The following is a 15,197-nucleotide window of genomic DNA, read 5'->3' on the forward strand; positions in this document are numbered from 1 at the left end:
CTCGATAGCCTGCGTGGCGTAGCCATTAATATAGGCATTCTAGCGACATAACCTGCAATGCGTACAGATAATACATAGCAATCCTAAATGGGAATGAAACAGGGGGTCGCAGGGGTACTGCCCCCGTCTTTGGTTCTGAAAAATTTTTGTATGCCTACGGCACGCAAGCTAATGCCAATCAAGTAGGATTGCTATAGAGGTGTCCTTATTAATTATTAAATTAACAGGGATGAATGGGAACGAAAATTAAGACCGAAAGGCGATGAGAAACTGCTCCAGTCCAAAGCGCAATACGGGAGCCAAAATCGCCACAATCACCCCAGAAACGATGACATAGCGGGCAAACCCCAACGTATCTTTAGAAAGTTGGTAATAGCGTTCATCCCAGCGCTTCACTTCGGCATTGAGTTCCTGTTTCAGACCATCCACTTCCCGTTTTAAGTCGTCCACATCCTGTTTCAAGTCATCCACGTCCCGTTTCAGACCATCCACATCCTGTTTCAATTCGCTCACATCTTGCCGCAGACCCCGCAATTCTTGTAAAACATCCGCCAGGGTTGGTTCCGAAGGACTATTCATGGGATTGACCGGTGGGCGTGACTTCTCCAATGATATAACTTTTTATCCCCAGTTCAGCCAACACCTGCTGTGCCCGTTCCACCTGCACCGGGGGCACAATCATTCCATAGCCAATTCCTAAATTAAACGTTTCCCGCATCGCCATTTCACTGACATTTCCCTGTTCAGCTAACCATTGAAAAATGCCCGGCCACTGCCAATTTCGCCATTGAATGTCAATCTGTTGATCCGCCCCTAAACAGCGGGGTAAATTTTCCGGCAATCCCCCCCCCGTAATGTGCGCCATCCCATGAATTTCTATCCCTTGCGCCCGCAGGGCATTCACCGCCGGGACATAAATGGTTGTGGGGGTTAATAAAACTTCCCCCAAAGTTTTGCCGCCCAATTCTCTAGGGGTTTGTGCCAAAAGTTGGCTCATTTGCATCGGGTCTGGTGCCAAGGTATCTAAAATTTTGCGGACTAAACTGTAGCCGTTGCTATGCACCCCACTGCTCGCTAATCCCACCGCCACATCCCCAATCCGCACCTGGGAACCATCGAGCAATTCCCGCCGCTCCACCACCCCCACACAAAACCCCGCCAAATCATACACCCCCGCTGCGTAAAACCCTGGCATTTCCGCCGTCTCCCCCCCCAACAGGGCACAGCCGCTCTGCACACAACCCGCCGTGATGCCCTGGATAACCGTCGTTAAGGTTTCCCCATCCAGTACCCCGGTCGCCACATAGTCCAGAAAAAACAGGGGCTTGGCGTTGCTCGTTAATACATCGTTCACACACATTGCCACCAAATCAATGCCGATGGTATCGTGCCGGTTGAGGATTTGTGCCAGTTTTAATTTGGTGCCCACCCCATCGGTGCCCGCCACCAACACCGGCTCTTGGTACCCCGCAGGCAGTTGGAAATAGCCCCCAAAGCCGCCGATGTCCCCCAACACCCCCGGCGTGCGGGTCTGGGCAATCCCCGGTCGAATCCCTGCCACAAACGCCCGTGCCGCCGCCAAATTCACCCCTGCTTGTTGGTAGTCCATCCCCTAGGCTTGTGAAAATTCGTGATAATCTGTTACAGTCTGTGGGGGTCGCAGTCATGCCAACCCTGCTTCCCACTGTGCCACACAAGTGCCCTTCCCAGGAATAACCCGTTCCACATTTTTGGGGCGTTTGGATTATGAATGTCTTGATGTTGTGAGGATTGAGTGATGCGAAACACCCTGAGAATAATCGGTGTGGGAGCCGCAAATCTTATTTCTTTAGTCGTGGGGACATCGGTGTTGGTTCCCGCCCGTCCGGTGAGAGCCGAGGTGTTAAAAGTGGGGGAACGTGCCCAGGCTCCCGCTCCCCTGGTGTTGGTGCGCCCCCATCGCCTGGAAGGTCAACCGGCAGCGACCCTATTCATCCGGGATTTACCGATGCTGACGTTCCTGGGGCGAAGCTCGGGGGTGACGACGGGGAGCAAGATGGCCAATGTCCAGGTGGAAGGCGACCCCCTGGTACCGGCGACCCAATTCGCCGCCCGGTTAAATCGTCTCACCCAACAACGGTGGGATGCCAAGGATTTACAGGTGGTGCAAACCGCCTCCCAAGAGCTGTGGTTGCAGTACAAAAATGAGCGGTTGCTCCGTTTTGACAATACGGTCACGTTTGACGGAGCCACCAATGACCCGGTGCAAAATGCCCTACAAATGACCAATCGTCTGCGGTTACGTTTGGGGAATGCACCCCCGTTAACGGCGGTCACCCCTGGGACGATGCCCCCCTCCCTGGCCCAACGGGTGGTGACGGCGGCGGTGGGTTCGGTGCGCTCGGTGTTGCAGGGGTGGGCTTCCTGGTATGGGCCGGGATTTCAAGGGCAACGAACCGCCAGCGGGGAACCGTTTAACCCCCAAGGATTGACAGCGGCCCATCGAACCTTACCCTTTGGCACCCAGGTGCGGGTCACCAATTTACGCAATGGACAGGCGGTGGTGGTGCGGATCAACGACCGGGGACCCCACATTCCGGGGCGGGAGATTGACATTTCCACCGGTGCCGCCCAGGCGTTGGGGTTGATTCAGATGGGGACAGCCCCCGTGCGACTGGAGGTTCTGGGCCCCTGAGGTGCGTCTGATCCGAACCTTGGCGGGGTTGCAAACCGCCCTGGCTGATCAAAATGATCGGGGATTTGTCCCCACGATGGGGGCATTGCACGCAGGGCATGAGGCCCTGATCCGGGCGGCTCGCCAGGCCCATCGGCTGGTGGTGGTGAGCATTTTTGTCAACCCGTTGCAATTTGCCCCCCAGGAGGATTTTGCCCAGTATCCTCGCACGCTGGCGGCGGATCAGGCGCTGTGTGAAGCCTTGGGAGTGGATATTCTCTTTGCCCCCACTACCGAAGAATTGCTGGGGTCTGTTCCCCTCACCCAGGTGGTACCCCCGGCGACCCTGACCCAAACCCTCTGTGCGGTGCACCGACCGGGACATTTTACCGGGGTGGCAACCATTGTGACATTATTATTACAAATTATCCGACCGCATACCCTGTATTTGGGGCAAAAAGATGCCCAACAGGTGGCGGTACTGCGACGGGTGATCCAGGATTTACGCTTGGGGGTGCAGGTGCGGGTGATCCCCACCGTACGGGAAGCGGATGGTTTGGCCCTCAGTTCCCGGAATCGTTACCTCAACCCCGCACAGCGGCACCGGGCAGGGGCAATTTATCGGGGCTTGCAGGGGGCGGAACGCCAGTTTCAGCAGGGGGAACGGCAGGCGGCGGTTCTAATGGCGGCGGTACGGCAGGAATTGGCTCAGGAAGCGGATATAAAAATTCAGTACATTGAACTCGTGCATCCCGACACCTTGCAACCATTGGATGCGATTGAAACAGTAGGTCTATTGGCGGTGGCGGTGTTTTTAGGGGAGGTGCGGTTGATTGATAATGTCCTGCTCAAATGCCGCTTACCAGTGGTGGCCATTGACGGGCCAGCCGGGGCGGGAAAATCCACCGTGTCCCGGTTGGTGGCGCAACGGTTGGGGTTGACCTATTTGGATACGGGGGCGTTGTACCGGGCGGTGACCTGGGCGGTTTTGCGTTCCGGGGTGCCCCTTACGGATGCGGTGGGGGTGGCGGAAGTGGCGGCGCAGGCGCAGGTGGAATTACGCTGGCAACCGGATTTGCGGGTATTTTTAGCCGGGGAGGATTGTACGAATATCATTCGCACTCCAGCTGTCACCCAGGCGGTGTCCCAGGTGGCGGCGCAACCGGCGGTACGGCAAATTTTGTTGGGGATACAGCGGCGGTACGGTCAGCGGGGGGGCATTGTGGTGGAGGGGCGGGACATTGGCACAACGGTTTTTCCCGATGCGGACCTCAAGATTTTTTTAACCGCTTCGGTGCAGGAGCGGGCCCAACGGCGGTGGCGGGAACTCCAGCAACAGGGGGTCGGGGATGTGGACGTGGCGGCCATTGCCCAGGCGATTCAGGAGCGGGATGCCCAGGACAGTCAGCGGCAGGTGTCCCCCTTGCGACAAGCGGCCGATGCGGTGGTGATTGATTCCGATGGCTTGGACGTGGCGGGGGTGGTGGAGCAAATTGTGCGGGTGTGGCATACTCGGAACCAGACAGGGGCGGGGTTATAATAAAATTCAAGCCACAGGCCTGGGCGCAATGCTGGATATTATCATTATCGGCTCGTTAATTTTGGTCGCCGGAGCCTTGGGGTTTCGGAGTGTGGAGCTTTTACCCCCGGAAACACTCATGCCGGTGAGTAACTTGGCGGGTTTACGCTGGGTCATTAGTGGCTTTGCGGCATTGATTTTGGGATTACCGGCGGGGGTGATCCTCCAGGGAGCCTACCGACGCTTGGAACAACGCCTGCGCCAGTGGCCGATTGAGGTGATTTTGACCCGGGCGGTGGGTCTGGTGGTAGGGTTACTTTTGGCGAATTTGCTCCTGGCTCCCCTATTTATCCTGCCCATTCCGGTGGGGTTGGAATGGCTAAAACCCTTGGCCGCTGTTGTGACTAGCCTTTCCCTGAGTTATGTGGGGGTGACGGCGGCGGATATTCACGGGACTGCCCTACTGCGGCTGTTGAGTCCCAATACGGTACAGCCGATGCTCTTGGCGGAGGGGACCTTACGCCCGGCGGCGAGTAAATTGCTCGACAGTAGTGTGATTATTGATGGGCGCATCGAGGCGATTTTGGCAACCCAATTTTTGGAGGGACAATTAATTATTCCTCGGTTCGTGTTGGCGGAACTGCAAACCCTGGCGGATAGCAGCAATGACCAACGGCGCAGTCGGGGGCGCAAGGGGTTAGAGTTATTAAAGCGTTTGCAACAAAATTATCCCCAGCGATTGGTCATTCACAGTGCGGATTACCCGGATTTGGATACGGTGGATGCCAAATTGGTGCGATTGGCGCAGGAACTGAATGCCATGTTACTCACCAATGATTATGGGTTAAATCAAGTGGCTTCGGTGCAAAATGTGACGGTTCTCAATATCAATGAATTAGCACAGGCACTGCGGGCGTTGTACTTGCCGGGGGATACTTTAGACCTAAAAATTCTCAAGGAAGGGAAGGAACCCAGTCAGGGGGTGGGTTATTTGGACGATGGCACGATGGTGGTGGTGGAGCAAGGGCGGGCATACATTGGGGATGAATTGCCGGTGGTGGTGACGGGAGCATTGCAAACTTCGGCGGGGCGGATGATTTTTGCGCGCCCCAAGGCATCCTTGAAAACGTGAATTTGGGGTAATTTGTATTAACTTAAATTGTAAGTAACTTTTCATAATGAGAATCATAATTGGGCAATAAAAAATTTGAGGGCACCGCTCCACGTTGGTTCTGATTCCCACAGATCATGGGCGATTCAGATCACCTGAGAGTACTACTCACATCAAAGCGATGGAGATCACACCGTTGGGGTCGGATTGCCGCCACAATAGGAATGCTTGTGTAGGCTGTCTTTTTTTGGAGTATAACCATGAAATCCCTCAATCTGTGGGCAGCGGTGGTCATCACTGGTTTGGTTGCTCTCCCCGTGGGAGCCGAGGATGCGTCCCAGGTACGGCAATTGTTGAGTTCCAAAGCCTGTGCCAACTGTGACCTGCGGGGGGCGGACCTGCGGGGCGCAAAATTAGGTAATGCCAATCTCCAGGGGGCGGATTTGACCCGTGCCAACCTGCGGGGAGCGGACTTGACTGGGGCGGATTTGAGCGGTACGGATTTGCGGAATGCGGATTTGCGAGGGGCGAACCTGAGCTACGCCAAGTTGGATGATGCCGACCTGCGGGGCGCAAATTTGGAAGGGGCAAACCTGCGGGGAACGGATTTGGAACGGCGTCAACCTGGGGAGTTTGGTGGCAAATCTACCCTGAGGAGCATCCCTGCCCCCCGTTAATGGTTTGGCGATGGTTGGTTGGATTATTGATATTACTCTTGCCTGGGGGGGTGTGTGCCTTACCGCCGCCCCTCCTCCCTGCCTCTGTGGTGGATCAAGCCCTGACCGATTTACCACGCTGGGAACGACGGGGGCAAACCCTAATCCTGACTACCACATTTCCTGATTTTGTGCAGGCGATGGCATTCGTGAATCAGTTGATAGCACCGGCGGAACGGTTGGGGCATCATCCTGAGATAACGATTATCTACAATCGAGTAACCCTATTGTTGACCACCCATGATGCGGGTGGATTGACTCAGTTGGATTTAGATTTAGCACAGGCAATTCAGGGGTTATTGAGTGCGCCGTGATCACTAATCAATTTCCAAGTAATTAAGTCATAAATTAAAAATTAAGGACATCTCTATTTACTGCCACCACTGGAAGATTATTTCCCTATTGCACAAACGTTCAATAAAAGGAATTTTTTATAGATTTCTATAGAGCAGTTCTAGCAATTACAAAGTATTATAAATTAGCAGTCGCCGGGGCACTAACGGGTGAGATCGCTATAGTAGTCAATAGGAGCTTTAATGGATACAACCTATGACTACAGCCGAGGCAAAGGCGGTAATTTATCCCGATAGCGATGGAGAACCTTTGGCAGAGACCCAAACCCATGTGTGGGTGATCTTAAGTCTATTAAGTATGCTGAGCCGGTATTTAGGGGAACGGGCGGTGGTGTTTGCTGACCAATTTTTCTATTACATTGAGGGAAATCCTAGGGCGAGGGTTGCCCCGGATGTGATGGTAGTCTTTGGGATAGAACCGGGAATGCGCCGCAGTTACAAACTTTGGGAAGAGGGTCAAGCACCGGGAATGATTATGGAAGTCACCTCGGAAGGGACGAGGGAGATGGATTGGGGATTTAAGAAAAGGTTGTATGAACAAATTGGGGTCAGGGAGTATTGGTTATTTGACCCGTTGGGGGAGTGGATTGAGGGGCAATTGCAGGGTTATCGCTTGGATGAAGATGGCGTATATCGTTCTATCAAGAATCCTGTGAGTGAAGTGTTGGGTTTGCGTTTGCAACCGGGTATGGGGCGTTTAGATTTGTATCGTTTGGATAACGGGGAAAAGTTGCTCACCCCTGATGAATTAGCGCAGGAGTTAATTCAAAAAGAACAAGTGTTGGAACAAACTCATCAACAATTAGCACAAAAAGAGCAGGAATTACTCTTAGAACGGCAACGGGCGGAACGGTTAGCGGCATATTTACGCAGTCAAGGCATTAATCCTGATGAAATTGGAGGTTAGGGCGATGACATTAACTCCCAGTCGCAAGCTCATTTATCCTGATAGTGATGGTCAACCGATGGCGGATAATACCCTGCAATTTCGTTGGATTGTCTTATTCAAAGAGAATTTGGAATGTCTATTTCGGGATAATTTGGATGTATTTGTGGGGGGTGATTTGCTGTGGTATCCGGTGGAAGGACATCCAGAGATACGGGTTGCCCCGGATGTCATGGTGGTGTTTCATCGTCCCAAGGGGGAGCGGGGTTCCTATCGGCAATGGGAAGAAAATGGGATAGCACCGCAAGTGGTATTTGAGATATTATCACCGGGAAACCGATTGGCAGAGATGGCAAAGAAATTGGAATTTTACGAGCAGTATGGGGTGGAAGAATACTATATTTATGACCCCCAATTGAATGAATTAAGTGGTTATCAAAGAGTAGGGAATCGGTTGAGAGTAATTGAGGAGATGAATGGGTGGGTGAGTCCCCGGTTGGGCATCCGATTTGCATTAACTGATGATGAATTGCTGGTGTATTATCCCAATGGCGAACGGTTCAAGACCACAGTGGAATTGGCGCAGGAATTAGAACGAGAACGACAGCGGGCGGAACGATTAGCAGCATATTTACGCAGTCAAGGCATTAATCCTGATGAAATTGGAGGTTAGGGCAATGACATTAACTCCCAGTCGCAAGCTCATTTATCCCGATAGTGATGGTCAACCGATGGCAGATAATACCCTGCAATTTCGTTGGATTGTCTTATTCAAAGAGAATTTGGAATGTCTATTTCGGGATAATTTGGATGTATTTGTGGGGGGTGATTTGCTGTGGTATCCGGTGGAAGGACATCCAGAGATACGGGTTGCCCCGGATGTCATGGTGGTGTTTAACCGTCCCAAGGGAGAGCGGGGTTCCTATCGGCAGTGGGAAGAAAATGGGATAGCACCACAAGTGGTATTTGAGATATTATCACCGGGAAATCGGTTGGCAGAGATGGCAAAGAAATTAGAATTTTATGAGCAGTATGGGGTGGAAGAATACTATATTTATGACCCCCAATTGAATGAATTAAGTGGTTATCAAAGAGTGGGGAATCGGTTGAGGGTGATTGAGGAGATGAATGGGTGGGTGAGTCCCCGTTTGGGCATCCGATTTGAATTAACTGATGATGAATTGCTGGTGTATTATCCCAATGGGGAGCGGTTCAAAACTACAGTGGAATTGGCGCAGGAATTAGAACAAACTCATCAACAATTAGCACAAAAAGAGCAGGAATTACTCTTAGAACGGCAACGGGCGGAACGGTTAGCGGCGTATTTACGCAGTCAAGGCATTAATCCTGATGAAATTGGAGGTTAGGGCGATGACATTAACTCCCAGTCGCAAGCTCATTTATCCTGATAGTGATGGTCAACCGATGGCAGATAATACCCTGCAATTTCGTTGGATTGTCTTATTCAAAGAGAATTTGGAATGTCTATTTCGGGATAATTTGGATGTATTTGTGGGGGGTGATTTGCTGTGGTATCCGGTGGAAGGACATCCAGAGATACGGGTTGCCCCGGATGTCATGGTGGTGTTTAACCGTCCCAAGGGAGAGCGGGGTTCCTATCGGCAGTGGGAAGAAAATGGGATAGCACCACAAGTGGTATTTGAGATATTATCACCGGGAAATCGGTTGGCAGAGATGGCAAAGAAATTAGAATTTTATGAGCAGTATGGGGTGGAAGAATACTATATTTATGACCCCCAATTGAATGAATTAAGTGGTTATCAAAGAGTGGGGAATCGGTTGAGGGTGATTGAGGAGATGAATGGGTGGGTGAGTCCCCGTTTGGGCATCCGATTTGAATTAACCAATGATGAATTGCTGGTGTATTATCCCAATGGGGAGCAGTTCAAAACTACAGTGGAATTGGCACAGGAATTAGAACAGACTCAGCAAGAGTTGATCCAAAAAGAACAAGTACTAGAACAAACTTATCAACAATTAGAACAAAAAGAGCAGGAATTACTCTTAGAACGACAGCGGGCGGAACGGTTAGCGGCGTATTTACGCAGTCAAGGCATTAATCCTGATGAAATTGGAGGTTAGGGCGATGACATTAACTCCCAGTCGCAAGCTCATTTATCCCGATAGTGATGGTCAACCGATGGCAGATAATACCCTGCAATTTCGTTGGATTGTCTTATTCAAAGAGAATTTGGAATGTCTATTTCGGGATAATTTGGATGTGTTTGTGGGGGGTGATTTGCTGTGGTATCCGGTGGAAGGACATCCAGAGATACGGGTTGCCCCGGATGTAATGGTGGTGTTTCATCGTCCCAAGGGGGAGCGGGGTTCCTATCGGCAGTGGGAAGAAAATGGGATAGCACCACAAGTCGTATTTGAGATATTATCACCGGGAAATCGGTTGGCAGAGATGGCAAAGAAATTGGAATTTTATGAGCAGTATGGGGTGGAAGAATACTATATTTATGACCCGCAATTGAATGAATTAAGTGGTTATCAACGAGTAGGGAATCGGTTGAGAGTAATTGAGGAAATGAATGGGTGGGTGAGTCCTCGTTTGGGCATTCGATTTGCATTAACTGATGATGAATTGCTGGTGTATTATCCCAATGGGGAGCGGTTCAAATCCACAGTGGAATTGGCACAGGAATTAGAACAAACTCACCAGGAATTACTCCTAGAACGGGAACGGGCGAACCAAGAAACAGCGCGAGCAGAACAAGAACGACAACGGGCGGAACGGTTAGCGGCGTATTTACGCAGTCAAGGCATTAATCCTGATGAAATTGGAGGTTAGGGCGATGACATTAACTCCCAGTCGCAAGCTCATTTATCCCGATAGTGATGGTCAACCGATGGCAGATAATACCCTGCAATTTCGTTGGATTGTTTTATTCAAAGAGAATTTGGAATGTCTATTTCGGGATAATTTGGATGTGTTTGTGGGGGGTGATTTGCTGTGGTATCCGGTGGAAGGACATCCAGAGATACGGGTTGCCCCGGATGTAATGGTGGTGTTTAACCGTCCCAAGGGGGAGCGGGGTTCCTATCGGCAGTGGGAAGAAAATGGGATTGCACCGCAAGTGGTATTTGAGATATTATCACCAGGAAACCGATTGGCAGAGATGGCAAAGAAATTGGAATTTTATGAGCAGTATGGGGTGGAAGAATACTATATTTATGACCCCCAATTGAATGAATTAAGTGGTTATCAAAGAGTAGGGAATCGGTTGAGGGTGATTGAGGAAATGAATGGGTGGGTGAGTCCCCGTTTGGGCATCCGATTTGAATTAACCGATGATGAATTTCTGGTGTATTATCCCAATGGGGAACGGTTCAAAACCACAGTGGAATTGGCACAGGAATTAGAACAAACTCAGCAAGAATTACTCCTAGAACGGCAACGGGCGGAACGATTAGCGGCGTATCTACGCAGTCAGGGAATTAATCCTGATGAAATTGGAGGTTGAGAGCGATGACATTCACCCACAGTCGCAAGCTCATTTATCCCGATAGTATTTGAAAAGTGCCCTGATGAATAATTGCGATTACTTGGTGCAGGCATTACCGGTTGACCAATTGCCGGATGCACCCCGCTATTTCCCGATGGAAAGGGGACGGTATGAGGTCAAACCAGGGTTAATTAAATTCGGCACTGATTTAGGTCAAGGAGTCTGGGATCAACGGGTATTTCACATTGATGGGAATTTCAGCCATTACTACCAAATGAAACAATTAGCTCGCCGGGAATGCCTAGAAAAATATTATCAAACCCAGAATTTTACCCCGGAAGTTGAGCAGGTGATTGCTAAATTTATCCTTGAACATTTAGCCAAAGAATATCCCCAATATTTTCAGATCAATGTACAATCAGATGGCTGGATATTTCATAATCAATTAACCGGCGAAATCCTATATTTTGACGCTAATTATCACTTAAAAACGACAACTGGTTTAACCCTAGAACTTCCCCCCTATCGTTCGGCTTTGGATGCCCTTGCCCATCAAGTTCAAGAGGATATAACTGTGGTCATTCAAAGGGGGGAACGGCATTGGGTGAGTGCCATTCATGCCTGTTTTCCGAACCATTGGGCAGTACAGGCGAAAATTGGTCGGGAATTTGCCCAAATCCATGCCCCTGTTGCCGGGATGACCGCCATGAATCGCCGGGGGGGTGCCCTCGTGCAAACGATGATTACCCAGCCGCCGATGGTGCGCTTTGCCTGGGGGTTGAGTACGGATACCCGGCTGAACCATCACCCGGAATCCCCGCCCCACGTTGATCCCCAACGATGGCAGGGGCGCAATTTTCATCCCCATGACCCCCGGTTGTACCTACGGGTGGAACGGCAGGTGATTTGGGGGTTTCCAGCGGTTAATGCGGCTTTGTTCACCATTCGCACCTATTTTCAGGATGTGGCAGTGCTGAAGCAAAACCCAACCCAATCTGCCCTCCTCCAGTCGGCGATTCAATCCATGTCACCCGCATCTTTGGAATATAAAGGTCTGGCGGATCAAAAAGCAGAAATTCTGGCTTGGTTGGGCAGTCCTGGATAAAAGCAGAAATGATGCCTCCCATAAGCATAATTCATGATCATTTTGCCCCAAATTTTCTTCCAATTGAGCAATCCATGCCGCACAATAAAGAAAGTTATTCCGGCAGTCAAAAATGGTTCAGCATCCCCCCCGTGACGTGCAAACCGTGCCCATCGCTACGGATACCCTGGCGTTACGTTCCCGGAGTTGGCAGAGATTGCGTTTTGAGATGGAATACGCCCTGGAGCGGGGGACGACGGCGAATAGTTATTTGATTCACGGGGAAAAAATCGCCCTGATTGACCCGCCGGGGGAGACCTTTGCGGAATTATTTTTAACGGAATTGAGCCGCCATGTGGCTTTTGACCAACTGGACTATGTGATCCTGGGGCATATTAACCCCAATCGGGTAGTGACCCTGGTGCAACTGTGGCAAAAAGCACCCCACATTACCTTTATCTGCTCCAATCCGGGGGAGCAAACCCTGCGCTCCCTATTCGCCCAACGTGCCCCGGAATTGACCGCCCAACAGCCGCTCCAGACCCAGATTATCCGGGGGGAAGAAACCCTGGATTTGGGCTTGGGGCATCAATTGGAGTTTGTCCCCACCCCTACCCCCCGCTTTCCCACTGGTCTTGCCACCTTTGACCCCCGAACCGGCATCCTGTTTAGCGGCAAATTTTTCAGTGCCCATCGTTGTAGCGACCAGGTGTTTGACGAGGGCTGGGCGGCACTCAAAGAAGATTATCAGTATTACTTTGACTGTATCCATGCCCCCCAAGTCCGCCAGGTGGAGCAGGTTCTGGAACGGTTGGGGCGTTGGGCAAGCACCTGTTATGCGAATGGGCATGGTTCCCTGGTGCGCTACCATCTGCCGGAATTGACCCGCAGTTATTACCGCTGGTGCGAGCGGCAAAGTGGCTATGACCTGATGGTGGCTTTGCTCTATGCTTCCGCCTACGGGAATACGGCGACCCTGGCGCAGGCGATTGGGCGGGGGTTGACCAAGGCGGGGGTGCGGGTGGAATCCCTCAACTGTGAAACTGCCAGCCCGGAGGAAATTCGCCAGGTGATTAGCACGGCCCAGGGGGTGATCCTGGGTTCCCCAACCCTGGGGGGTCATGCGCCCACCCAAATCCAAACCGCTCTGGGAATTGTGGTGGATCATGCGCCCCGGACGGTGGTGATGGGGGTGTTTGGCTCCTACGGCTGGAGTGGGGAAGCGGTGGATTTGCTGGCAAACCGGCTGAGGGATGCGGGGTTTTCCCTGGGGTTTGAGCCGATCCGGGTGAAATTCACGCCTACGGATGCGGATTTGCAGACCTGTGAACAAACGGGCACGGATTTTGCCCAAGCCCTACGGCAAAAGCAACGCAAGCAGGTGGCTCGTCCGACGGATGCCCAAGCCGCCCGCACCGAACAGGCGATGGGACGGGTGGTGGGACCGCTGTGTATTTTGGCCGCCCGCCGGGGGGAATTGACCAGTGCCATGCTCGCCAGTTGGGTTTCCCAGGCCACGTTCAATCCGCCGGGGATCACCGTCGCCGTTGCCAAGGACCGGGCGGTGGAATCCCTGCTCCACGTTGGTGACCGGTTTGTGTTGAATATCTTGCCTGAAGGTAGCCCCCTGCCCCGCCATTTTTTGAAACCCTTTGCCCCCGGGGAAGACCGGTTTGCTGGGGTGGCGACCCGCCTGACCGATGATGGTTGCCCGATTTTGACCGATGCCCTGTCATACTTACATTGTCAAGTGGCACAACGGATGGAATGTGGGGATCACTGGCTGATTTATGCCACTGTTGATGAGGGGAAAGTCCTGAATGCCTCCGGGTTAACCGCCGTACATCACCGCAAATCCGGGAATCATTACTAAATTATTACTATGGCAATCCTACTTGATTAACCAACAAAAAATGCTGGAGAACCAAGACGGGGGCGGTGCCCCTGCGACCCATTTTTAGAAGTGCCCATAATCCTACTCGATTAACCAACACAAAATTCTTGGCGCTCCTGGATTTAGGGTGATAATTTTTTCTAATCAGAGAATGCGGCTAAAGTTCTCGCCCGGAAGTTGTCAAAACTTATAGTAATTTCAAATAAGTTTGCAACATTCGCCCTTACCTACAACCCCTGTCTTAGAAGGGGATAAAACAATTGCAAATACCTAAAAAGTGTTGCACTTTCTTATGAAATGACTATATTATTAAGTAAAGATTATTAAGGGCACTGCCCCTGGAGCATTAGCTTTATAGTCGTTTCGATTTAGAATGCAACACTAACTTGTGCAATAATTACGAACGACTTCATCAATGGTGGTGCCAGGGGGAGCGTACATCCTCAATTTTTTTAATGCGCTAAAGTCATGCTCAATGTCATTGAGGTCTGGGGAATAAGTTGGCAAAAATAATACGATATGCCCCGCCGCTTCCACTAATTCTCGAATGCGTTTCTTACGATGAATCGGTGCGTTGTCCAAAATTAACACCGATAGTCTCGTCAATGCTGGTAATAAATGCACCTCTAACCATCGCTCAAAAGTCACCGCATCTAAACTGCCGTCAAATAGCATGGGAGCAATTAAATCCTTGCTATGTTTGCGCCGACCCGCTACGAGATTCTCTCGTTTATACCGCCGTCCCTGACGCTCTCCATAAATCTTTTTTCCCCGTTTAGCCCAACCATAAATCAGACTGACGAACCTCTCAAAGCCCGTCTCATCAATAAATAGCAGACTTTCTATCCCATACTTCTTGATTAATTCTCTCAATGTCCGGTAGTGTAATATTCTATCGGAATGATTTCTTTCTCGATAGCGAAACTGTTTTTTTTCTCGTGATATTTAGCCGCTTCAATTGATAATATATTGAGCTTGGCACTACCCCAAACTCTTGTGCTCTTTGCTGAAGAGTCTTATCGGGGTATTTCTCCACATCTTGATTCAGTCTGGCAATATCGATTTTCCTCTTCCTTCTCACTACTCTCGTGCGCTCCAGATTGGGTCTGTCTAGCCACCGGTACACGGTTGCTCGGTTGATGCCGAAGATTCGCGCCGCTTTCGTGATACTATTCCCGTTCTCAATGAAACTTATCACCTTTTTCCGTAAATCCAGACTGTAACACATCCTGATTCTTCTCCTTAATTCCTACTTCTCTTCTATCTTACACCCTCTTCTCATAAAATGTTGCATTTTTATTAAAAATGACTGTATTTAGGATTATTATAGTAATTTCAAATAAGTTTGCAACATTCGCCTTTACCTACAAACCCTGTCTTAGAAGGGGATAGAGCAATTGCAAATACCTAAAAAGTGTTGCACTTTCTTGTGAAATGACTATATTATCTGTTGGTTAATGCTTGTCAATCGGGTGGATGTTCAAGCTATGTCCTTAAGTTTTGCTTAC

15 protein-coding genes and 1 pseudogene are annotated in these 15,197 nt (G+C 50.7%); 13 read left to right on the plus strand and 3 right to left on the minus strand.

The features are described 5' to 3' along the window. Nucleotides 1-246 precede the first annotated feature (246 nt). Entirely contained in the window at nt 247-579 is a 333-nt protein-coding gene (locus MLD66_RS02575; RefSeq protein WP_247215380.1) for a gp58-like family protein, read from the minus strand. After that, on the minus strand, nt 572-1,609 hold the full coding sequence (gene purM, locus MLD66_RS02580; protein WP_247215381.1) for a phosphoribosylformylglycinamidine cyclo-ligase: 1,038 nt from the start codon (nt 1,607-1,609) through the stop codon (nt 572-574). Before purM ends, MLD66_RS02575 begins: the two co-directional genes overlap by 8 nt. Before the next feature lie 168 nt (nt 1,610-1,777). Here purM and MLD66_RS02585 point away from each other — a divergent pair, with 168 nt between their 5' ends. The 13 genes from MLD66_RS02585 (at nt 1,778) to MLD66_RS02645 (ending at nt 13,668) form a co-directional block, all read left to right on the plus strand. Beyond that, nucleotides 1,778-2,674, plus strand: a complete 897-nt coding sequence (locus MLD66_RS02585; protein ID WP_247215382.1) for a septal ring lytic transglycosylase RlpA family protein — start codon at nt 1,778-1,780, stop codon at nt 2,672-2,674. Between the two features lies 1 nt (nt 2,675). Then, entirely contained in the window at nt 2,676-4,193 is a 1,518-nt protein-coding gene (locus MLD66_RS02590; protein ID WP_247215383.1) for a bifunctional pantoate--beta-alanine ligase/(d)CMP kinase, read from the plus strand. Nucleotides 4,194-4,221: 28 nt separating this feature from the next. Further along, nucleotides 4,222-5,304: a PIN/TRAM domain-containing protein gene (locus MLD66_RS02595; RefSeq protein ID WP_247215384.1), complete on the plus strand. Its 1,083-nt coding sequence runs from the start codon at nt 4,222-4,224 to the stop codon at nt 5,302-5,304. Nucleotides 5,305-5,543: 239 nt separating this feature from the next. Beyond that, nucleotides 5,544-5,960 carry a pentapeptide repeat-containing protein gene (locus MLD66_RS02600; RefSeq protein ID WP_247215385.1) on the plus strand — a complete coding sequence of 139 codons (417 nt, stop codon included), beginning with the start codon at nt 5,544-5,546 and terminating at the stop codon, nt 5,958-5,960. Between the two features lie 50 nt (nt 5,961-6,010). Further along, nucleotides 6,011-6,313, plus strand: coding sequence for a 4a-hydroxytetrahydrobiopterin dehydratase (locus MLD66_RS02605; protein ID WP_247215386.1), 303 nt, complete (start codon nt 6,011-6,013; stop codon nt 6,311-6,313). Between the two features lie 235 nt (nt 6,314-6,548). After that, the gene (locus MLD66_RS02610) at nt 6,549-7,259 is read left to right on the plus strand and encodes a Uma2 family endonuclease (protein ID WP_247215387.1); all 711 of its coding nucleotides are present in this window, start codon (nt 6,549-6,551) and stop codon (nt 7,257-7,259) included. A gap of 4 nt (nt 7,260-7,263) precedes the next feature. Beyond that, nucleotides 7,264-7,911, plus strand: coding sequence for a Uma2 family endonuclease (locus MLD66_RS02615; RefSeq protein WP_247215388.1), 648 nt, complete (start codon nt 7,264-7,266; stop codon nt 7,909-7,911). A 4-nt stretch (nt 7,912-7,915) separates the two neighbouring features. Further along, nucleotides 7,916-8,605, plus strand: coding sequence for a Uma2 family endonuclease (locus MLD66_RS02620; protein WP_247215389.1), 690 nt, complete (start codon nt 7,916-7,918; stop codon nt 8,603-8,605). A gap of 4 nt (nt 8,606-8,609) precedes the next feature. Beyond that, nucleotides 8,610-9,341: a Uma2 family endonuclease gene (locus tag MLD66_RS02625; RefSeq protein WP_247215390.1), complete on the plus strand. Its 732-nt coding sequence runs from the start codon at nt 8,610-8,612 to the stop codon at nt 9,339-9,341. A gap of 4 nt (nt 9,342-9,345) precedes the next feature. Continuing rightward, nucleotides 9,346-10,056 (plus strand): Uma2 family endonuclease, encoded by a 711-nt coding sequence (locus MLD66_RS02630; RefSeq protein ID WP_247215391.1) that lies wholly within the window; start codon nt 9,346-9,348, stop codon nt 10,054-10,056. A gap of 4 nt (nt 10,057-10,060) precedes the next feature. After that, complete coding sequence (locus MLD66_RS02635) at nt 10,061-10,729, plus strand: Uma2 family endonuclease (protein WP_247215392.1); 669 nt, start codon at nt 10,061-10,063, stop codon at nt 10,727-10,729. A 64-nt stretch (nt 10,730-10,793) separates the two neighbouring features. After that, on the plus strand, nt 10,794-11,816 hold the full coding sequence (locus MLD66_RS02640; RefSeq protein ID WP_247215393.1) for a DUF3445 domain-containing protein: 1,023 nt from the start codon (nt 10,794-10,796) through the stop codon (nt 11,814-11,816). A gap of 112 nt (nt 11,817-11,928) precedes the next feature. Further along, nucleotides 11,929-13,668 carry a diflavin flavoprotein gene (locus MLD66_RS02645; protein WP_247215394.1) on the plus strand — a complete coding sequence of 580 codons (1,740 nt, stop codon included), beginning with the start codon at nt 11,929-11,931 and terminating at the stop codon, nt 13,666-13,668. 402 nt (nt 13,669-14,070) lie between these two features. On the opposite strand, the pseudogene MLD66_RS02650 reads toward MLD66_RS02645, so the two are convergent. Then, a pseudogene (locus MLD66_RS02650) lies at nt 14,071-14,917 on the minus strand (IS630 family transposase). Nucleotides 14,918-15,197 lie beyond the last annotated feature (280 nt).

It is taken from the genome of Synechococcus sp. C9 (genome assembly GCF_022984075.1).
Lineage (GTDB): Bacteria > Cyanobacteriota > Cyanobacteriia > Gloeomargaritales > Gloeomargaritaceae > Gloeomargarita.